Origin of the sequence: Streptomyces sp. NPDC057486 (genome assembly GCF_042802415.1) — a bacterium.
Taxonomy (GTDB): Bacteria; Actinomycetota; Actinomycetes; order Streptomycetales; family Streptomycetaceae; genus Streptomyces; species Streptomyces yanii.
This window is the reverse complement of the sequence record NZ_JBHVEE010000011.1, coordinates 1-19,591: the sequence shown is the minus strand read 5'-3', so window position 1 is coordinate 19,591 and position 19,591 is coordinate 1. Positions and strand designations below refer to the sequence as shown.

The window sequence follows — 19,591 nt, the reverse complement described above, 5'->3', positions numbered from 1 at the left end:
ATCCCCCTACCTCGTGAGTGGGTGCAGTGAGCAGTGACAGATCCGCCACTCCACGTATGCGACCACACGGGCACCGGGCGGGGCATGGGCCCCAGGGCCCAATGCGAGACTCAAAGTGCGCGATGCGTCTGGAGGTTCAGGCCACGTTGTTCTGATGTGACGTCAGGGTGTTCCGGCGGACCAGAAGTCGGAGTGCACGTTGGGGCGGGGGAGGGGATAGACGTCCTCGTACGCGGGACCGTTGGGCGGGGTGGTTGACTCCGCCACCTCCGATTCCTTCACGCAGGGACTGTCGACTTCGAAGAAGGCTTGGCCCTTGCCGCCGATGCTGAGGGTGACGCCGAAGCCGTCCTGCGTCTGGGCAAAGATGGCGGGGACATCCAAGTCATTATTGATTGCCTTGATTCGGTAGCCGCTCTTACGCCAGAAGCGATCCACCACGCCCAGAAAACTACCGCGACGCCCGGCCGACACAATCGTCATAACTGCGCGCCTTCGAGTCACATCACAGCTTCCCGTGGTGGTCGGACCATGCGCCCACTGAACTTCCGGCTCAATTACTTTCAAAACAGCGTCAAGGATGCCGTCAGCACGGTCGGCCGCCTCTTGCATGTTCATATCTTCCCTTTTCTCGCCATTTACGCAGCCGGAGATCGGCACAGAGACCAACAGCCCCGCTGCCGCAGCTAAGACACGAAGCCTCATCGGTACTCCTCGATCTTGAGTTTTTCAGAGCGCCCCGCAGCGACCAGGGTGATGCTTTTCGCTGACACCGCGTCCCTTTCCGGGTCGAAGTACTGAGAGTGCGCATCGATCGAGATGCCTTCCCCGCTGATCAACTCCGGACCCTCATCCACGGGAAAACGCCTCGCGCCAAACGCTTCACTCGCCGGGTCCTTGCCGAACCAAAGGTCGTCATCCCCCGGATCGGCGAGATCCCCGGCCACGTAGGCAGTGACTGGTCCTCCAGCGATCAATCCCACAACACCGACAGCTACCTGCTGCTTGGAAGGGAGCTTGGTCACCACGTCATTCTCAGCCGCCCCGACAAAGACGTGATCTTTTCCGACCCCAAGGTCCTCAGCGTGGTCCACTCCAACCCCCGGACTGCCGACCAAGATGATGTCGTCCACGCCAGGGATTCCGTTACCTTGCTGTGTGGCAGCACCTACCGTGCGCGAACCATAAGAGTGCCCAATGGCCGTCAGGTGTGGGTTCTCATTCTCGTTCGTAGCCAAAAGGCCACTCATGAAACCATTGAACGCATGTCCACCCTTCTCGGCCCTGCCGTTGCCCATCACTGCCAGACTCCCGAAGCCATCCGGTGTCTGCGGCGCGTCATAACCAAGCCAGACGATTGCCGCGCTGGCAGCTTCTTGCTCAATGGTGCCGATCGCCGTGTCACGAGCACGCTTAAGATCTCCCTTAGCGAATTCCTCATCCAGCGACGTATTCAAACCCGGCACATAAGCCGACACATTCCGAGCCGTATCCGGATTCCCGTATGAGACAATCGCCCGCCCATTCCCCTCGTCCCCAATCCCGAGCAGAAACATCGGCGGCTTCCGGCCGTCATGCAGCTGCCGGTCAATCTCCCGCAATCCCGCCAACTGCGTCTCCGCCCTGTCCCCCTCCTGCCCTTCCAGCTTTCCGATGAGCAGTTGCAGGTTGTCCCGGTTGGCGGCGTCCCGTACGACCGCCGGGATTCCGTCCAGGTTGCCGATCTGGTCCGGGTACACAGCGAGGTACTCCTCCCGCTGTTCCTGTGTCAGCCCGGCCCACCACGCCTTGCGTTCGGCCGGGCTCGCGTCGCGCGGGATGGCTTCGTTCAGGTAGGCACCCGCCGCGTTCCGTACCGCTGCCGCGTCCGTCGCCGCGTCCGTCCAAGTCGAGTCGGGGACCTTCAGGCCCTCCTCGGCCTTCAGCTTCCGCAGGATCCGCGTGTACCGCCAGTCGATGTCGGCCGCTGTCCGCAGGGCCTTGACCACCCGGTCGGCGATGTCCTGCGCCTTGGCAACGTTCGGGTTGGGGGCGACGAGTCCCGAGGCCGACAGCAGCCCCGGCACTCCTCCCCCGGTCGCCGTGCCGCCCGGCATCAGCCTGCCGTCGATCAGCCCCTCGCCGGCCTCCGGGTAGGTCACCGACCCGTCCGGGTGCACGGTGAACTTCAGGGCTTCCGCGTCGTCCAACGCTTCCTGCAACGCCCTTTGCTGGCCACTGATTTCGTGAGCCATGCTGTTCAGCGTCGTGCGGAGCAGACCACACTCCGTGTACACGTACTGGAAGTTCCGGCTGAGTTGCCGCAGCCGCCCTACGGCCGCGTCGGCCGCCTCGCCCTGCTGCGTCTCGCGCAACCCGTTCAACAGCTGCTTGTCGACGCGGTCCCGGCCGGTGTCGGCCAGGTTGCTGGCCCGGCCCCATCCGTCGGCCGCGTTTTCCAGTTCGGCGCAGTTCATGTCGCGCAGTTGGGCCCACGTGATCTTCGAGGTCATTGCCCACCGGTCCTCGACGCGACCCGTGCGAAGGACGACTTCACGGTCTCGTTCGTGACGCCCTGGGCCCGTGCGACGGCGCGCAGTCTCCCGGCGAGGCTCCCGCACTCGCCGCGCGCGGCCTCGATCCGTCGCTGCCACGACTCGCGTACGGCACGGAGTTCGGCCAGCGCCTCCAGCCCGGCGGTCCCCGTCACGACCCCTTCGTGCGCGGTCTCCAGCTCGGTCCTTACCGGCCCCAGCAACGTGTGCAGCGACTCGGCTCCCCCGGCGGCCTGCAACCAGGCGCCGTCGCCGTGCTTCAGCTCATCCCGGCCACCACCACCCGCACCGCCACCAGCTCCGCCCACCCCGCCCAGATCGCTCAGCCTCTGCCCGCTCACCACGGCCACGCCGCTCACCCCGCTCCTTGATCGTGGAGCGGCACTGTCCCAAAGACGGCGCACCCGACATGCCATGCGCGTCGGCCCTCGGGGTGGGGGTTCGGCCCTGAATTGCAAGGCCGAAGCCCCGCCCCGCCCCAGCGGGATTTCACCCGATCGATGGGCCGCCGGAGGACGTGTGATCAGGCTTTGCCTGCCGGGCAGTTGTGGTAAGCGGCGACCAACCATCCCTCCCCCGCCCCCTGGCCGGCCTCCTTTGCCAGGACCCATGTGGCGAGTACGAAGCGGTCGGCGGGGATTGTGGACTCGCCCGCCGACAGGATTCCGCTGCGGCTGATCACCACGGCGGCGTCCTCGCCGATGTGCAGCACCTCTCGTACGGCAGCCTCGGACTGCGTCGAAGCAGCAGTGGCGATGTTCTCGATCACGGTCTTCCTCTTCTCTCCGGGATGGACACTCGTACGTACCGAGCAGCCCCGGGGAACTCATCGCTCTGCCGGCCACCGATTCACGAGAGGCACACCCTGTGGTCACATCGCCGAACGAAGACGGTGCCGACCAGGCAGAACCAGGTGTGAAGTCGATGGCCTGCACCCACCTCATCGAGAAGCCGGTGCGGGCCCTCCCTCGGACCATGTCCCCGGCGCCCGCGCCAGCCGCTCGCTCTGTTCCGCAGTGATCCCCTGGGCAAGCCGCATCCCGTACCGGGGGCTCGGGCAGCCGTCGCACTGAAGGATCCCGCCGCACGACGGTGCGCGCTTGGTCCATCCGGACCCGCCTCATGACGAAGCATCCGCTTTCTTGCGGTTTCGCATGCTTTCATCTCGCCATGGAGGCGATCAGATGATGGCTGAAGATCGACAGCAGGAGACGCGCACACAGGTGACTACGTCGCGGCGGCGCGTGCTGGCCGCAGCGGCACTGGCACCGATGCTGGCCGGAGCCGGGGCAGGGGCGGCCGCCGCAGAACCCGTACCGGCCGGGATGACCGGGATGCCCTGGAACCGGAGGCACCGGCGGGTCAAGCCGGTGCCCACCACCGAGGCGGACTGGGCGGACGTCGCACACACGCTGGGCCGCAGAGGCAACATGCTGCGGGGAACGACCTACCACACGCCCTTCCCCCGCGGGGATCTTCACGTGGTCTCGGACGGCATCACCATCACACCGGCGCTCGCCCTGGGCACGCACGTGGCCTTCGTCCGTTACGCCGACGGCAGCACGATGTGTATGGGCGACGTAGCAGTCACCGAGGCCGAACTGCAGCAGGTGACCGACGCCTTTCAGGCACACGGGATCGCGCAGACCGCGCTCCACAAGCATCTGCTCGGCCAATCACCCGACATCTGGTGGACCCACGTCCACGGACACGGCCACGACGCAGTGGCCCTGGCGCGCGGCCTGCGCGCGGGATTCGACCTCACAGGGACCCCGCCGGCAGTTCCGACCGGCCCGCCGGTCACCAGCGACCTCGACATTGCCGGAATCGAGGCCGCGCTGGGAGCCAAGGGTTCCAGCGACGGCGTGGTCTACAAGGTCGTCTTCGCCCGCCGCGAGACGATCTGCGACGGCCACCTGGTGCTGCCTCCCGGTCTGGGATCGACCAGCGCGTTCACCTTCCAGCCGCTGGGGGGCGGCCGGGCCGCGCTCAGCGGCGACTGCGTCATGCTCGCCGAGGAGGTCCAGAACGTACTGGGGGCCCTGCGGCGCGGCGGGATCAAGCTCGTCGAGCTGCACAACCACCACTTGACGGAGAACCCTCGCCTGTTCTTCACCCATTTCTGGGCCGTGGGCGACGCCGTCGAGCTCGCCCGAGGGCTGCGCCCCGCAGTGGATGCCACCAACGTCGTGCCGACCAGCTGAGAAAGATCGGGTGGGGAGCGGGTTGCCCTCGGGTACCCGCTCCCGGGCCCTTGGGTGTCACCGGTGCCAGGCACACCAATCGTGCGGCACCGGCACGCCCCGCCCCTTCCGCGGGCAGAGCCTTCCGCATCACCGGGCGGTCAATTCCAATGGCCCAATTGCCCCGGAGCGGCGCGTGCCTCGGAAGACGATCGGGTACTGATGACCTGTTCATCCCAGTACGTTACGAATCATCCATCAGATCCGATTTCTGGAGCTCCGTATGGAACCAGTCTCCACGCCGCGGAACTGTCCATTCGACTATGCCGAGGCCCTCGAATTCGATCCGCTGCTCAAGCAGCTGCAGAACGAAGCACCCGTTTCCCGCATCCAGCTGCCCCACGGCGACGGGGAAGCATGGCTCGTCACCGGCTACGACGACGTACGCACAGTGACCACCGATCGGCGATTCAGCCGCAGAGCCATCATCGGCCGGAACTTCCCGCGGATGACCCCTGAACCCATCGTTCAGGACGAGGCGATCAATGTGATGGACCCGCCGGCCAGCAGCCGCCTGCGCAGCCTGATCTCGAAGGGTTTCGCGCCGCGCCACATGGAACGCATGCGGGTCCGTACCCAGCATGTCGTCGATGAGCTGCTGGACCGGATGGAGGAGCACGGTTCCCCCGCCGACCTCTTCGAGCACCTCGCGGCCCCCCTGCCCCTGACCACCATCTGCGAGGTCCTCGACATCCCCGAGGGCGACGACGCGCAACTGCGCGCCCACGCACGGACCATGATGGACGTCGGTATCGACAACCGGGAGAACGCGGTCCGCGCCAAGGCCGATCTCCGCGCCTACTTCGCGAAGCTGACGGCGCACCGGCGCCAGAACCCGGGCGATGACCTGATCAGCGCGCTGGCCGCCGCCCGCGACGGGGACGAGCTCCTCAACGATCAAGAACTGACCGTCATGGCCATGGTCCTGCTCATCACCGGCCAGGACACCACCACGTATGAGATCGGGAACATCGCATACACCCTGCTCACTCGCCCCAAGGAGCTGGCCACGCTGCGCGCCCGCCCCGAGATGCTCCCGCAGGCCATCGAGGAACTGCTGCGCTTCATCCCCTTCCGCAAGGGCGTCGGCATTCCCCGCGTCGCCACCGAGGACGTGGTACTGAGCGGGGTGAAGATCCGAGCGGGAGACATCGTGCACGTCTCCTACCTGACGGCCAACCGGGACGGCCGGAAGTTCGACCGGCCTGACGAGCTGGACCTGGAACGCACAGGTCCGTCCCACATGACCTTCGGCTGGGGTGGCCACCACTGCCTCGGCGCCCCGCTCGCCGCCACGGAGCTCCACGTCGCATTCGGAACCCTCCTGAAACGCTTCCCCAACCTTCGGCTGGCAAAGCCGGCCGAGGAAGTGGCCTGGAACACGACGTCGATCTGGCGCTATCCGCTCGCACTGCCAGTCGCCTGGTGACGTCGATACCCGAGTCAGAGGACCTCGCAAAATGGGCGCCGCGGGCCGGGCGCCCATTTTGCGAGGTCCTCTACTGAGTTTCGCCGCGTGATGTCGCTGGAGCGCGTGCCCTGACCTGCAGCGAAGGGCAACCGCGACGCGACATCGCGCAAAGATCATCAGCAATGAGGCACCAGGCTCTACGTGCAACCGCGGTACGTGGTCAGGGCCACCGCTGAGGCGGCGCCCATGGAGACCCATCGCGCTCCGGCCCGGGTCCGGCCATAGCGCGGGAAGGCCCGGGCCGCCGCGCGCAGCCCGGGCGCCGCCGAGCGGGTGAATCGATGCCGTCCGGGCAGCAGGGCGCCCCGTACCCGGCTTCGTGGCTCGCACCGTGCGACGGCGAGGGGCGGCCGCTCCACCCTGTGGTCACCGGTCCACGGGATCGGTGACCGTCGCCCGCAGCCGTGCGTCTCCCGGCGTGGGGCGGCCCATCGGCAGGCCGGTCGTGCACGCGCCGGGCAGGGCCGGCCACGGGCGGTCCGCTCGCCGTGGCCGAGGACGAACAAGGTGGTCAGCGGTGCCCCCATTGGCCCTCAGGGGGCAAAATCCCAGGACAATCCGGGGCTCCCGCACAGCGCGTTCCGTCCGACGTGCGACCCTCATCCGCCTGTCGTAGCGTGATCTCCAGGGCCGATCAGGTGCGACCGAAATTCATCCGCCCATACGGTGAGAATTCAGCGCATTCGTCGATCGGCCCGTCCATGCCCGTCCCAGGGGCACGGAATTCGGCGCCGCGACCAAAAGGTCTGTCGCGCGCCGCTCCACGCACGGTGCCGCAGTGGCTACCGTCGGCCGACACCTGCCCCCGCATCCGGTCAGGGCTCGGCCGTGTGGTTCATCGTCCGCTAGGAGGAGATCCATGGCGGTACTCTGCAAGCCCGCAATCGCAGTTCCCGAGTACGTCATCACCAACGACGAAACCCTCGAACTGGCACAACGGCTGCACGGTGACCATCCGCAGCTCCCTCTGGTCCTGCGTCTGATCGAACACACCGGGGTTCAGAAACGACACCTGATCCAGCCGATCGAAAAGGTGCTGCAGCACCCGGGGTTCGATGCGCGCAGCGAAGTCTACGAGGCGCAGACCAAGGCCCGCGTCCCGGCTGTTGTCCGCCAGGCACTGGACCAGGCGGAACTCGAGCCGTCGCAGATCGACTTGATCATCTACGTCTCCTGCACCGGCTTCATGATGCCTCCGCCGACCGCGTGGCTCATCAACACGATGGGCTTCCGGCCGCAGACGCGGCAGATGCCGATCGCCCAGCTGGGCTGTGCAGCGGGCGGTGCAGCCGTCAACCGGGCCCACGACTTCTGCACGGCGTACCCCGACGCCAACGTGCTCGTCATAGCTTGCGAGTTCTGCTCGCTGTGCTACCAGCCCACCGATCTGGGCGTGGGGTCCCTGTTGTCCAACGGATTGTTCGGCGACGGGATCGCCGCCGCCGTGGTACGGGGCAAAGGCGGCACCGGAGTCCGTCTGGAACGCAACGGGTCGTACATCATCCCGGACACCGAGCAATGGATCTCCTACGCGGTCCGGTCCACGGGCTTCCACTTCCAGCTCGACAAGCGCGTGCCCGGAACCATGGAGCCGCTTGCGCCGGCCCTGAGCGCCCTCGCGGATCAGCACCAGTGGAACGCCAGCAAGCTGGACTTCTACATCATCCACGCCGGCGGTCCGCGCATCCTGGACGACCTGAGCCGCTTCCTCGATGTGCCGCCCGAAGCGTTCCGCTTCAGCCGGGCCACGCTCACCGAGTACGGCAACATCGCCAGCGCGGTGGTACTCGACGCCCTGGCCCGCATGTTCGATGAGGCGTCGACCCTGCACGGCCAGCGCGGCATCATGGCCGGCTTCGGACCGGGCATCACCGCCGAGATCTCCTTGGGAACGTGGGCCTCCGAGCCCGAGGCAGCGGGCTGAGCCGCACACCAGCACGGTGTGGGCGCCCGGCAACCCGCCCTGGAAGCCCCGCAACCACACCGTCCCGACCCCCCGGTCCTCAAGCGCCCTCCGCCCTTGAGGACCGGGGGCAGTAACATCTGGCGCCCACCGCCACCTGCGTAACCCGACCTCACGGGTTCGGGTTCAGTCGGGCGGAAGCCGCATCGCCGGGCCGTCGAGGACGACTTGCAGGCCGCAGGCGCACGTGGTTTCGCGGATCTCGACGGGGTCGGGGGCCGCAGGGCCACCCGACAGATCCCGCGTCCAGCGCACCCGGCATCGCGCATCCGGCTCAGTACGATCCCTGCATGGCTGAACTGCAGCGTCTTCGTGTCGACCATGCCCCGGCTCTTCTTGCGTTCGAGCAGGAGAACCGAACCTATTTCGCCGCGTCGATTCCCGACCGTGGCGACGACTACTTCGCCCACTTCGATGCGCGCCATCACGAACTGCTAGCGGAACAGGCTTCAGGGCTGCACTTCCTCCATGTGCTGGTGGACGCCGGCGGTGCGGTGGTCGGGCGGGTCAACCTGGTCGACGTGGCGGACGGTTCGGCCGAACTCGGATACCGGATCGCCGAGAAGAGCGCCGGACAAGGACTGGCCACGGCCGCCGTCCGTGAGATCTGCGCCCGTGCTGCCGCGGAGTACCGTCTGACGACGCTGCGGGCCGTCACGACCCTCGACAACGCCGGGTCACGAGCCGTACTGGCCCGCACCGGATTCATACCCACCGGCGAGGTCCGGCTGGGCGGCCGCCCGGGCCTTCGCTTCGTACGGGATCTGGGGGAAGTGCTTGAAGACACCGCCCCGTGACGGACGCGACGGCTCAGGGCGATTCTCCCGGTGAGACGCGGCCCTGGTGGATTCGGAGGCGGAGCTGGCTGACCAGCGCATACCCGCCGACCTCACGTGGGTCCGCGCCGCCCCTGAGGGGGAGGACGGCCCCGGGCCCTGGATCGAGATCGCCTTCGGCGCGGACGGGTTCGTCCACCTCCGCGAGACCGGCGACCCGTCCACCATCGTCACGACCACCCGGACGAAATGGGAGGCCTTCACCAAGGGCGTCATGGCCGGCGAGTTCGACCACTTCGCGGAGCCGGCCGGCGAGGGCCCGGTCACCCCGACCTGACCGCTCACGCTCCTGCCTGTCGGACGGCAAGAGCCGGCCTGCTCCTCACTGCTCGCCGCCCGTCCCACCGACGGGCTTTCGTTACGTCACCACCCTCTCCGCGCATTGAACTTGCTCCTGACCGGGAACAAATGACCACATCCCCACCATCGGGTCCCGGCAGCAAGGATTGATCCATGAACCGTCTCGCGCGCTTGATCAACACCACGGACGACGTACCGGGCCGGATTCTGCACTGGAACTTCTTCATCGGCGGCCACTTGAGTGCCTCGGTGCCCGTACGTCTCGTCGACCGCACGGACGAGGGCCAGCTGATATGGATGGAGACGGGCGCGCCCATGTGGCGCACAGAGCTCCCGGGAGGCGCACATCTCCGGGACATCGCCCCGGACGACCGACCCGCCACTGGATATCCGGTGGTCCCCGATCGGTGGCCGATGGGCAGCGCCCTCTTCTATCAGCCCACCGGCGCCGCACATTCCGTACTGTGGCTCTTCGGCCGCAGGGGAAAGTTCCGCGGTTGGTACGTGAATCTGGAGCGCCGCGTCCACCACGGCGACGACATCGACATCGCCGACCACGAGCTCGACATCAACGTCGCACCTGACCGGTCCTGGCAGTGGAAGGACGAGGAATCCTTCGCCGAGAAGACCGGCCACCCCGTCTACTGGTCGGCCGATGAAGCGGCCGCGATCCGCGCCGAGGGCACCAGAGTCGCACGACTGGTCGAGGCCGGAACCTTTCCCTTCGACGGCTCCTGGTGCGACTTCCGGCCACCGAAGAGCTGGACGACACCGCCCCGCCCGCCGGGACCCTGCCGTTCCGTCCTCTGACTGACCCTCAACCCGCCTGCTCCGATGGGCGCGAGAAGGGACCGGGGGCAGGCTTCGGCCAGGGTGGCGAGAAGACGATGATTGCCCAGAGTCACCCTCCGTGATACACAGAGTAACCATACATATGTGGTCACACACCGATTCGATCCGCAGGTCAGGGCGGTCGGACCGGTCAAACGTGCGAGATCCCATGAAAGAGAGGTGCCAAGTCGTCCCACCTGGGCAGATTCATCAGCGAAGATAGAGAGCGACCCGTGCCACGTGGCAGGGGCAGTGAACTACCCAACAGGGGCGGTGACTTACATGGTCCTGGCAGCTGACACTGATAAGGGCGGCATCAGCACCATCATCAACGGCATCGCTCCCAAGTGGGGGCCGTTCGGAGCCCTGGGCGACGAAGCCAAAGTGATGATCGAGGTCGTCATGGCCGTTGCCATCCTGCTCTGCTTCGGCATCGCCATCTGGGGAGCAGCCAAGCAGCGCATCGGCGCGACGGCGTTGCGCGACACGTTCAGCGCAGAACAGGGCAAGGGCCTGATCGTTGCCGGTCTGACCGGTGTGTTCATCATTGGATCACTGGGAACCCTGTTCACCATCGTCTACGGGATGGCCATCTAGCCGTCCGTCAGCCTGCCCGGAAGGCTGCCGCCGCCTCCGTTCCGCTTCCACCCCATCCGTCCGTCGTGCCCACCGGCAGAGGTTGCGTCTCCCTGATGTCGAGTCACCACACCGCGTCCGCGCGGGAACCAGCACGGCTACCGTCGTACTACGCGGAATCGCACACGGTTGAGGGGGCCTACGCAGCATGAGTGCCGGCGACGATCACGGCTACAGCGACTCGGGCACAGGCCGTACGGACGATGGATACAGCACCCTTGGCGGAACACGCCAGACCCGTACACGATTCCCCGACGGCGGGGGCGGCGACGGCTACGGCGGCTCCCGTCGGCCGGCCCGCAGTTCACGGTCCCTGGTCATGGTGGTCGGCGTGGTCGTCCTCCTCATCGCGGCTATCGCGTTCGCGAACACGGGCGGGGGCGGGAACGACGGCGGGGCGTCGGAAGGGAGCGGCGGCGGCAGCAAGGCGGGCTCGGCGCCTACCGCGGCGACGGGCACGAAGCCGGTGACGGGGAAGAACGGCACGATCGCGTCGGGGTTCGCGCACGATGCTCAGGGTGCGCAGAGCGCTGCAACTAATTACGCCGTAGCACTCGGTTCTGCCGACATGTTCAATGCCGCCGCACGCCGGGGAATCCTGCAAGCCACTCACGACCCGGCTGTGGTCGACCGCCTCCAAGCCGACATGGACAAGGCATACTCCGCAAGCCTCTTCGCCAATGTCGGGTTGAACGAAGACGGCAGCACCCCCAAGGGACTGACGTTCGTCTCCCGGACCGTGCCTGTGGGCACCAAGGTGACCAAACAGACCGGGGACACAGCCACCGTCGAGGTCTGGTGCACAGGCCTCGTCGGGATGGCCGGTCAAGGCTCCACCAAGCCCGTCACTGAGACCTGGTTCACCATCACCGAGAACCTGAAATGGGTCGGGAACGACTGGAAGATCGAGTCGTCGAACCAGACAGAAGGCCCAACACCGGTCAGCGGGGACAATCGGGCATCGACTGCAGACGACATCGCCGGTGCGGTTGAGCAGTACGGAGGCTTTACCTATGCCCGCTAGCCGTCGCTCCCGTGCGATCTCTGTCACGTCCGTTCTGGGAAGCGTCCCAGCCACGATCGTCCTCTTGGCGTCCCGTGCCACCGCAGCACCGAGTCCGACCCCGAGCCCATCTCCGAGTAAGACCAACAACGCCTGTGACCTCATCGTCGGACTCGCCAAGGACTACTGCGAAAACGGCGACGCAGGCGCCCCCAAAACCACCTCCCCCGACGACGCCGCCAACGCCCTCGACCCCCTCTCCTCCCTCGCCCGTGGCTGCGCCGACGCCGCGGCCTGGATCGTCGGCAAGCTCAGCGACGCAGTCAAAGGCACGGCGAACGTCGACTTCACCAACCCCAAGTTCCTCCAGCAGTACGCGGTCATCTTCGCCGCCTCCACCGTGCTCACCCTCGTCCTCTGGCTGCTCGCCGTCGCCAAGCGCGCCATCCGTGGCGTTCCGGTGGCCACCGCGATCTCCGAGGCTGTCGGGTTCCTCTGGCTGACCGTCCTCGCGTCCGCCTTCACGCCGCTCATCCTCTACACGGTCGTGTCGGCGACCGACGGGGTCACCGATGTCATCGCGTCGTCCTCCGGCGGGCAGACCGATGTCTTCTTCGGTTCCTTCGCCGAGGCGCTGAGCAAGGGTTCCGACATCGGCGGCGGGCCGATCATGCTGATCGTCGTCTCGCTCGTGTCGATCCTCGCCGCGGGCGTGCTCTGGCTGGAGCTCGTGATCCGGGCCGCCCTGCTCTACGTCGGCGCGCTGCTCGGCGTCGTCGTCTACTCGGGGCTCGTCGACAAGAACATGTGGGGTCATGTCCGCCGCTGGGCGGGCATCATGATCGCGGTGATCATGGTGAAGCCGGTCATCGTCATCGTGCTCGGGCTGGCCGGCGCGCTCTCCTCCGACGGGGGACCGAACGCGTTCTCCGCCGTCGTCTCCGGGCTCGCCATCATCCTCCTGGCAATCTTCGCCTCGGCGATGATCTACCGCTTCGTCCCGGGCTTCGGCGACGAGATCCAGGGCGCCCGCACCAACCGCAAGCAGGCCACCGACGGCGCCCAGGCCGCAGCCCTGATCAGTTCCCCCGCCGCCCTCGTCTCCCAGGGCATCAAGACCCACAGCAGCCGGAGCGGCGGCGACAACGGCGGACAGGGCGGCGGCAACAGCGGCGGCAGGCCCGCCAACCCGGTCAGCGGCGGTGTGGCCGCGCACAGCTCCCGCAACACCGGCGGGAGCGGGGTCGGCGGCGGATCTGTCCCCTCCGCCGCACCTCCGCCCCGCAGCGGATCGGGCCCCGCCTCCGGCACCCCGCACAGCAGCCGCGCCAGCCGGGGCGGCGGTACAGGCAATGCAGGTAACAACAGCACAGGAGGTGGAGGGCGTTGACGACCCAGGCCCATCCGGTCGCGCCCCGCCGTACGTATCTCATCGGCCGGGCCCGGCCGAACGCGATCGTCGGCAAGAACCGCGAAACCGGCGAGATCGCACTGATCATCGTCGGCGCGTTCCTCGGCATGATGAGCGGGCTGATCGTCCCCGTCCTGTCCCTGCGGATCGTGCTGCTCACGGGCTTCCCGCTGCTGGCGCTGGCGATCGTGTACGTCCCGTACAAGCACCGCACCTTCTACAAATGGTTCGAGATCAACCGCAGCTTCAAGCGGTCGGTGCGCCGCGGCGCGACCTACCGTTCCTCCGCCATGGAAGCGGGCGTACGGGGCGACGGCCGCGAGGTCGAGGTCGGGCCGCCCCCCGGCATCGGCCGGATCAACTGGCTCTCCGCCCCCTTCGGCCCGGACGAGATCGCCGTACTGCTGCACGCCGACCGCCGCACCGTCACCGCGGCGATCGAGATCGAGGGTCCCGGCGTCGGACTCCGCGACAGCGAGGACCAGGAGGCGCTGGTCGACCGGTTCGGCACGCTGCTCAAGCACGTGGCGAACGGCGACGGCTTCGTGACCCGCATCCAGATGCTGGCCCGCACCCTGCCCGCCGACCCCGACGCGCACGCGAAGGACGTCGCCCAGCGGGGCGACAAGACGGCCCCGGGCTGGCTGCAGGAGTCGTACGACCAGCTCCAGTCGATGGTCTCCACCTCCAGCGAACAGCACCGCGCCTACCTCGTCGCGTGCATGCACTTCAACCGCGAGCTGGCCGCCGAGGCGAACGCCATGGCCCGCGCCGCCCGCCCCCAGGCAGGCCGCAAGCTCGACCGGGACGCGGGGCTCGCCGTCGTCATGGCGCGCGAACTGACCGACATCTGCGCCCGCCTCGCCGAAGCCGACATCCGGGTGCGTCAGCCGCTCGGCCAGAGCCGGCTCGCCTCCCTCGTGCACTCGATGTACGACCCCGACCACCCCATCGACCACATCCAGGCGATGACGAAGCGCAACGCCTGGCCCGCCGAACTGGATGCGGTCGAGCCGACGTATCTGCAGGCCAAGACCCGTGAATCGGCGACACGTGCACCCTGGTGCCACGCCACGGCGTGGGTGAAGGAGTGGCCGATGACGCCCGTCGGCGTCAACTTCCTCGCCCCGCTCCTCGTCCACACCCCGGACGTCATCCGTACGGTCGCGGTCTGCATGGACCTCGAACCGACCGAGGTCGCCATCGAGCGGATGCTCACGGAGAAGACGAACGACGAGGCCGAGGCGAGCCGCCAGGCCAAGATGAACCGGACCGTCGACCCGCGCGACATCGCCGCCCACGGCAGGCTCGACCAGCGGGGTGAAGATCTCGCGAGCGGCGCGGCCGGAGTGAACCTCGTGGGGTACATCACCGTGTCGTCGCGATCACCCGAGTCCCTCGCCCGTGACAAGCGGACGATCCGGGCCTCGGCCGGCAAGTCGTACCTGAAGCTGGAGTGGTGCGACCGCGAGCACCACCGCGCCTTTGTGAACACCCTGCCGTTCGCCACCGGCATCCGTCGCTAACCGAGAGGGCAGTCACGCCATGCGAGATCCGCTGTCCGCGTTGTCGGATGCCTTCACCTCCTTCCTCTTCGGGAAGGTGGAGACGACCAGACTGCCCGTGCGTACCTCCACCGGCCAGGCCCAGGCGGTGTACCTGCCCACCGCCGCACCCGGTCTCGGCGACTCCGGCGTGATCATCGGCCGCGAGGTGTACTCCGGCAAGGGGTACATCTACGACCCCTTCCAGCTGTATGGCCAGCAGCTCCCCGCCCCGCACTGGCTGGTGCTCGGCGAGTCGGGCAACGGCAAGTCCGCGCTGGAGAAGACGTACGTGCTCCGTCAGCTCCGCTTCCGCGACCGCCAGGTCGTCGTCCTCGACGCCCAGGGCGAGGACGGCGTCGGCGAGTGGAACCTCATCGCCCAGGAGCTCGGCCTCACCCCCATCCGTCTCGACCCGACCGCGGCCCTGAACGGCGGCATCCGGCTCAACCCGCTGGACCCGTCGATCACCACGACGGGCCAGCTCGCCCTGCTCCGTACGATCATCGAAGTCGCGATGGGCCACGGCCTCGACGAACGGTCCGGCTTCGCGCTGAAGGTCGCGCACGCCTACGTCAACCAGACGATCAACGAGCGGCAACCCGTACTGACCGACATCGTCGAGCAACTGCGCCACCCGGAACCCGAGTCCGCCGAGGCGATGAACGTCGACATAGACGACGTGCGCGCCTGGGGTCTCGACGTCGCCCTCGTCCTGGACCGGCTCGTCGACGGTGACCTGCGCGGCATGTTCGACGGCCCGACCTCCGCCGGTATCGACCTGGACGCGCCCCTGATCGTCTTCGACCTCTCGCACATCGACCGGAACTCGATCGCGATGCCGATCCTGATGGCGATCGTCGGCGTCTGGCTGGAACACACCTGGATCAGGCCCGACCGGAAGAAGCGCATCTTCCTGGTCGAAGAGGCCTGGCACATCATCAATTCACCGTTCGTCGCCCAGCTCTTCCAACGGCTGCTGAAGTTCGGCCGACGGCTGGGGCTGTCGTTCGTCGCCGTGGTCCACCACCTCAGCGACGTGGTCGACGGGGCCGCGGCACGCGAGGCGGCGGCGATCCTCAAGATGGCGTCGACCCGGACGATCTACGCGCAGAAGGCCGACGAGGCCAGAGCGACCGGGCGCGTACTCGGCCTGCCCCGCTGGGCGGTCGAGATCATCCCCACCCTCACCCCCGGCATCGCGGTATGGGACGTCAACGGGAACGTACAGGTCGTCAAACACCTGATCACCGAGGCGGAACGGCCACTGGTCTTCACCGACCGCGCGATGACCGAGTCGTCCGCAGTCGATCTGCTGCCGGAGGACGTACGGGCCGCAGAGCTGGAGACCGAACAGCGCGCGGCCCGCATCGAGCACCAGCAACGACTGAACGAGTCGTCCGAGTCAACGGTGGCATGACATGGCAGGGCGTACAGAGCAGCAGACCGGTCCGAGCACCGGCGGCATCCCGGACGGTCTGTTGGTCGGCCTGCTGGGCTTCCTGCTCGGGCTGGCCCTCCTGGCCTGGACGGCCACCGGTCTGTCCGGACTGTTCACGCACGGCGCGTGGCCGAAGGGCGTCACCTTCACCGAGACGCCGCTTGCCATGCGCCGGCTGGCGGCGTCCCCGCACGACATCCCGGCAGCCTGGCCCGACACACCGGCGGACCAGCTCTCCGGGTACGGGCTGTTCTGGGGCCTGTTCATAGGCGAACTCATGGTGCTCATGGTGCTGACAGTGTTCGTGATGGGCGTGGTGGCCCGCTGGCGCATGGTACGAGCACATCGGCGGGAGGAGCGCCGCGAAGAGCGCTTCGCACCGACCGTCGAAGCGCGGGACGTGGAGAACGACGCGAGACGCACGGCGCACGCGAGGCGCGAGGAGCCCGCAGGGGTGGAAGCTTCCGTCCCCGCACCTGCGCCCGCGCCTGTGCCCACACCCGCCCCCGCTGTCGCAGCCGGCCCGGCACCGGCCGAATCCGCCGAGAGCCCCGCGCCCACTCTCCTCGCGCCGGCCGTCCCTTCCCCTCGCACACCTCTCGTCGTCTACGGCCCAGCCGCCACCCGCCGGCCCACGGTCGTCCAGGCGATCCGGGAGGCGGACGGACCCGCCCTCGTCATCACCTCGGACCCCACCGTCTGGGCGGAGACGAAGGACGCCCGCGCCAAACTCGGCCCGGTCCTCGTCTACGACCCCGGCCACCTCTGTGACACCCCGGCCCGCCTCCACTGGTCCCCCACCGCCGGATGCGAACAGCCCGATACGGCAGCCGCTCGCGCCGCCGCGCTCCTCGCCCCGGTCCGGCCGCAGGCCCGTATCGACGCGATGACGGCCGAGACCGCGGAGACCCTGCTCCAGTGCTGGCTGCACGCCGCCGCCATAGACGGTCGCCCGTTCCGCCAGGTCCACCGCTGGGCCCTCAGCGGCAGCGCCCATGAACCCGTACGCCTGCTCCGTACCCATCCCAAGGCGTCCTCCGGACTCGCCGGCCTGCTGGAGTCCGCGCTCACCGGTCACCCCGAACGCCGGGAAATGGCCCAGGAGCTGACGGTACGGGCGTTCGCCGCACTCTCCTCGGTCCACATCCGCGAGGCCTGCACACCGAACCGGGCCGATTCGCTGGTACTGGAATCTTTTGCGGGCGAAGGGGGCACGCTCTATGTGGTCGGTGAACCCATCGAGGATCCTCGCTCCGCACCCGGTGCGATGCCCCTCCTCACCGCCCTCGCCTCACACGTGGTCGAGCACGGCCGCCGCTTGGCCGCACGGTCAACCGACGGTCGGCTCGACCCACCAATGGCCTTGATCCTCGACGACGTCGCGGCTGTGGCACCGCTCCCCCAACTCCCTGAACTGCTGTCGACCGGCCAGGACCAGGGCCTGCCGACGCTCGTCCTGCTCCGCTCGAAGGAACAGGCCCGGGCCCGCTGGTCGTCCCCGCTCCAGTGCCCCCCACGGCACCAGGAGTCACCAGGAGTCATGTGACGGGTACCGAGGCTGCCGGAAAGCCCGACCGCTCGGGACGACAGCCGGCCGATCCGGTGCGTCAAGCCATCAGAGCGGACGAACGATCTCGTACTCCTGGTCGAACACCGTCGGATCGTCCGGCTCGGCGAGGGTCTCCCCGGTCGGTACGAAACCGAACCGACGGTAGAACGCACTGGCCCGCGGGTTGTTCTCGTGGACATAGAGACGCACCCTCTCGATCCGCGGCTCTCCCAGCGACCACGCCCAGTCGACCCCGGCCCGGAACAACTGGTCGGCCAGCCCGCTGCCCCGCGCCTCGGGCCGCACAAAGACCCCGACCACATGGGCCTGGTGAACCTTGGCGGGCGCACCGAACCGCAGGTCCTCGTCCGGCCGCTCGATGAGCACGCTGATCGTGCCGGCCCACCTCCCGTCGGTGGCCTCGGCGATGAACTGACGTGTCTCGTCGCCACTGGACTCCGCCCCACCGGCCGCGCGCCCCTGCCAGAACTCGTCGGGCTGAGCCACGCCCTGCTCGTACGTCTCCAGGAACGCCACAGGAGCCGCGGGATCCTGCAGGGCGGCGAGCCGTATGTCCTTGACCAGCGGCCATTCCTCGGCGCGTACAGGGCGAATCACATAGTCCATCCACCGATCCTGTCCGGCATCCCGTCCTCGGGCAATCGAATTCGTGCTCCCGGGCCCGCACCAGCTCGTACTGTCTACTCGCGTGACAGACATGAATGGCCTGCTCGCGGCCTATGACGAGCAGATGCGCGGCGTGCCGCCCCACCCCCCGGCAGGGGTCAGCCACGAACAGGACGGCCCCCTGACACGGACCGTCGGCCAGTTCCGCGGTTTCATCAGCGCCCCGCGCGACCTGGGCATCCGGGGCGCCGAACTCGACGAGTTGATCGCCCGTCAGCGTGACTACTTCGCTGCCCGGGGAGAGGCGGTGGAGTGGAAGATACGAGGCCACGACCGTCCGGCGGACCTCACCGACCGCCTGCGCGCCGCCGGGTTCACCGCGGAGGACGAGGAGACCATCCTCATCGGCCTCACGAAGGACATGGCGTCACCGCCCGTGCTCCCGGACGGCGTCGCACTCCGCCGGGTCACCGAAGCCGCGGACATGCACCGCATAGCGGCGATGGAGTCGGTCATCTGGGGCCAGGACCTGAGCATGATCGGGGACGACCTGGTGGGCCGGATAGCCGCTGCCCCGGACGACATCACCGTCCTGGTCGCCGAGGCAGACGGCGAACTTGTCTCCGCTGCCTGGCTGGTCTTCAGGACGGGAACCGAATTCGCCGGCCTGTGGGGCGGCTCCACGCTCTCCACCTGGCGAGGACGCGGTATCTACCGCGCTCTGGTCGCTGCCCGCGCCGAAATTGCGGCAGCCCGCGGAGTGCCATATCTGCAGGTGGACGCGTCCGACAACAGCGCACCGATCCTGCGCCGCCTCGGCTTTCACGCAGTGACCACGACGACCCCTTACGTATGGTCGCCGTCGGACTGAACACGGCCCCGTGAACGCAGAAAAGCCCCGCACCAGAGGTGCGGGGCTTTCCCGGAATAATTGTTCGGCGGCGTCCTACTCTCCCACAGGGTCCCCCCTGCAGTACCATCGGCGCTGAAAGGCTTAGCTTCCGGGTTCGGAATGTAACCGGGCGTTTCCCTAACGCAATGACCACCGAAACACTATGAAATTAACCAACACCGGACAACAACACGGCCGTTCGTTATTTCAGAACTAACACAGTGGACGCGAGCAACTGAGGACAAGCCCTCGGCCTATTAGTACCAGTCAGCTCCACCCGTTACCGGGCTTCCACATCTGGCCTATCAAC

General features: G+C 67.7%; 18 protein-coding genes and 2 rRNA genes. 13 read left to right on the top strand and 7 right to left on the bottom strand.

Annotated features, from left to right (window positions below):
* Positions 1-162: 162 nt before the first annotated feature.
* The 4 genes from ACFU6I_RS08105 to ACFU6I_RS08090 all read right to left on the bottom strand — a co-directional run bounded on the left by ACFU6I_RS08105 (position 163) and on the right by ACFU6I_RS08090 (position 3,303).
* Positions 163-705 (bottom strand): hypothetical protein, encoded by a 543-nt coding sequence (locus ACFU6I_RS08105; protein WP_384362911.1) that lies wholly within the window; start codon positions 703-705, stop codon positions 163-165.
* Positions 702-2,492 carry an alpha/beta hydrolase gene (locus tag ACFU6I_RS08100; RefSeq protein ID WP_384362909.1) on the bottom strand — a complete coding sequence of 597 codons (1,791 nt, stop codon included), beginning with the start codon at positions 2,490-2,492 and terminating at the stop codon, positions 702-704. The genes ACFU6I_RS08105 and ACFU6I_RS08100 overlap by 4 nt, the downstream gene beginning before the upstream one ends.
* On the bottom strand, positions 2,489-2,893 hold the full coding sequence (locus tag ACFU6I_RS08095) for a hypothetical protein (protein WP_384362907.1): 405 nt from the start codon (positions 2,891-2,893) through the stop codon (positions 2,489-2,491). Before ACFU6I_RS08095 ends, ACFU6I_RS08100 begins: the two co-directional genes overlap by 4 nt.
* A gap of 164 nt (positions 2,894-3,057) precedes the next feature.
* Positions 3,058-3,303, bottom strand: coding sequence for a hypothetical protein (locus tag ACFU6I_RS08090; RefSeq protein ID WP_384362905.1), 246 nt, complete (start codon positions 3,301-3,303; stop codon positions 3,058-3,060).
* 454 nt (positions 3,304-3,757) lie between these two features.
* On the opposite strand from ACFU6I_RS08090, the gene ACFU6I_RS08085 reads away from it, so the two are divergent.
* The 12 genes from ACFU6I_RS08085 (at position 3,758) to ACFU6I_RS08030 (ending at position 17,759) form a co-directional block, all read left to right on the top strand.
* The gene (locus tag ACFU6I_RS08085; RefSeq protein ID WP_384362903.1) at positions 3,758-4,738 is read left to right on the top strand and encodes a DUF1259 domain-containing protein; all 981 of its coding nucleotides are present in this window, start codon (positions 3,758-3,760) and stop codon (positions 4,736-4,738) included.
* Positions 4,739-5,000: 262 nt separating this feature from the next.
* A complete protein-coding gene (locus tag ACFU6I_RS08080) occupies positions 5,001-6,206 on the top strand; it encodes a cytochrome P450 (RefSeq protein WP_384362901.1) in 1,206 nt (401 codons plus the stop codon).
* A 901-nt stretch (positions 6,207-7,107) separates the two neighbouring features.
* A complete protein-coding gene (locus tag ACFU6I_RS08075; RefSeq protein WP_384362899.1) occupies positions 7,108-8,172 on the top strand; it encodes a type III polyketide synthase in 1,065 nt (354 codons plus the stop codon).
* 329 nt (positions 8,173-8,501) lie between these two features.
* Complete coding sequence (locus ACFU6I_RS08070) at positions 8,502-9,008, top strand: GNAT family N-acetyltransferase (protein ID WP_384362897.1); 507 nt, start codon at positions 8,502-8,504, stop codon at positions 9,006-9,008.
* A 46-nt stretch (positions 9,009-9,054) separates the two neighbouring features.
* The gene (locus ACFU6I_RS08065) at positions 9,055-9,324 is read left to right on the top strand and encodes a DUF397 domain-containing protein (RefSeq protein ID WP_384362895.1); all 270 of its coding nucleotides are present in this window, start codon (positions 9,055-9,057) and stop codon (positions 9,322-9,324) included.
* A 176-nt stretch (positions 9,325-9,500) separates the two neighbouring features.
* Complete coding sequence (locus tag ACFU6I_RS08060) at positions 9,501-10,157, top strand: DUF402 domain-containing protein (RefSeq protein WP_384362893.1); 657 nt, start codon at positions 9,501-9,503, stop codon at positions 10,155-10,157.
* 303 nt (positions 10,158-10,460) lie between these two features.
* A complete protein-coding gene (locus tag ACFU6I_RS08055) occupies positions 10,461-10,775 on the top strand; it encodes a hypothetical protein (RefSeq protein ID WP_030924923.1) in 315 nt (104 codons plus the stop codon).
* A 187-nt stretch (positions 10,776-10,962) separates the two neighbouring features.
* Positions 10,963-11,838: a hypothetical protein gene (locus ACFU6I_RS08050; protein ID WP_384362891.1), complete on the top strand. Its 876-nt coding sequence runs from the start codon at positions 10,963-10,965 to the stop codon at positions 11,836-11,838.
* Positions 11,828-13,207 carry a hypothetical protein gene (locus ACFU6I_RS08045; RefSeq protein ID WP_384362889.1) on the top strand — a complete coding sequence of 460 codons (1,380 nt, stop codon included), beginning with the start codon at positions 11,828-11,830 and terminating at the stop codon, positions 13,205-13,207. Before ACFU6I_RS08050 ends, ACFU6I_RS08045 begins: the two co-directional genes overlap by 11 nt.
* Complete coding sequence (locus tag ACFU6I_RS08040) at positions 13,204-14,754, top strand: SCO6880 family protein (RefSeq protein WP_384362887.1); 1,551 nt, start codon at positions 13,204-13,206, stop codon at positions 14,752-14,754. The genes ACFU6I_RS08045 and ACFU6I_RS08040 overlap by 4 nt, the downstream gene beginning before the upstream one ends.
* A gap of 19 nt (positions 14,755-14,773) precedes the next feature.
* Entirely contained in the window at positions 14,774-16,192 is a 1,419-nt protein-coding gene (locus ACFU6I_RS08035; RefSeq protein WP_327245198.1) for an ATP-binding protein, read from the top strand.
* Position 16,193: 1 nt separating this feature from the next.
* Positions 16,194-17,759, top strand: a complete 1,566-nt coding sequence (locus ACFU6I_RS08030) for a type IV secretory system conjugative DNA transfer family protein (protein WP_384362885.1) — start codon at positions 16,194-16,196, stop codon at positions 17,757-17,759.
* A 69-nt stretch (positions 17,760-17,828) separates the two neighbouring features.
* On the opposite strand, the gene ACFU6I_RS08025 is transcribed toward ACFU6I_RS08030, so the two are convergent.
* Positions 17,829-18,389, bottom strand: coding sequence for a GNAT family N-acetyltransferase (locus ACFU6I_RS08025; RefSeq protein WP_384362883.1), 561 nt, complete (start codon positions 18,387-18,389; stop codon positions 17,829-17,831).
* Between the two features lie 91 nt (positions 18,390-18,480).
* On the opposite strand from ACFU6I_RS08025, the gene ACFU6I_RS08020 reads away from it, so the two are divergent.
* A complete protein-coding gene (locus ACFU6I_RS08020; protein ID WP_384363084.1) occupies positions 18,481-19,260 on the top strand; it encodes a GNAT family N-acetyltransferase in 780 nt (259 codons plus the stop codon).
* Between the two features lie 62 nt (positions 19,261-19,322).
* On the opposite strand, the gene rrf is transcribed toward ACFU6I_RS08020, so the two are convergent.
* Positions 19,323-19,439: ribosomal RNA gene (rrf, locus tag ACFU6I_RS08015) — 5S ribosomal RNA — on the bottom strand.
* Between the two features lie 79 nt (positions 19,440-19,518).
* A 23S ribosomal RNA gene (locus tag ACFU6I_RS08010) occupies positions 19,519-19,591 on the bottom strand; the annotation flags it as partial.

Bases quoted from the DNA above. Each gene is read 5' to 3' on its own strand.
- ACFU6I_RS08050 (WP_384362891.1), top strand. From the start codon at position 10,963: ATGAGTGCCGGCGACGATCACGGCTACAGCGACTCGGGCACAGGCCGT.
- ACFU6I_RS08025 (WP_384362883.1), bottom strand. From the start codon at position 18,389: ATGGACTATGTGATTCGCCCTGTACGCGCCGAGGAATGGCCGCTGGTC.
- ACFU6I_RS08035 (WP_327245198.1), top strand. From the start codon at position 14,774: ATGCGAGATCCGCTGTCCGCGTTGTCGGATGCCTTCACCTCCTTCCTC.
- ACFU6I_RS08105 (WP_384362911.1), bottom strand. From the start codon at position 705: ATGAGGCTTCGTGTCTTAGCTGCGGCAGCGGGGCTGTTGGTCTCTGTG.
- ACFU6I_RS08075 (WP_384362899.1), top strand. From the start codon at position 7,108: ATGGCGGTACTCTGCAAGCCCGCAATCGCAGTTCCCGAGTACGTCATC.
- ACFU6I_RS08045 (WP_384362889.1), top strand. From the start codon at position 11,828: ATGCCCGCTAGCCGTCGCTCCCGTGCGATCTCTGTCACGTCCGTTCTG.
- ACFU6I_RS08055 (WP_030924923.1), top strand. From the start codon at position 10,461: ATGGTCCTGGCAGCTGACACTGATAAGGGCGGCATCAGCACCATCATC.
- ACFU6I_RS08100 (WP_384362909.1), bottom strand. From the start codon at position 2,492: ATGACCTCGAAGATCACGTGGGCCCAACTGCGCGACATGAACTGCGCC.
- ACFU6I_RS08020 (WP_384363084.1), top strand. From the start codon at position 18,481: ATGAATGGCCTGCTCGCGGCCTATGACGAGCAGATGCGCGGCGTGCCG.
- ACFU6I_RS08070 (WP_384362897.1), top strand. From the start codon at position 8,502: ATGGCTGAACTGCAGCGTCTTCGTGTCGACCATGCCCCGGCTCTTCTT.
- ACFU6I_RS08030 (WP_384362885.1), top strand. From the start codon at position 16,194: ATGGCAGGGCGTACAGAGCAGCAGACCGGTCCGAGCACCGGCGGCATC.
- ACFU6I_RS08060 (WP_384362893.1), top strand. From the start codon at position 9,501: ATGAACCGTCTCGCGCGCTTGATCAACACCACGGACGACGTACCGGGC.
- ACFU6I_RS08080 (WP_384362901.1), top strand. From the start codon at position 5,001: ATGGAACCAGTCTCCACGCCGCGGAACTGTCCATTCGACTATGCCGAG.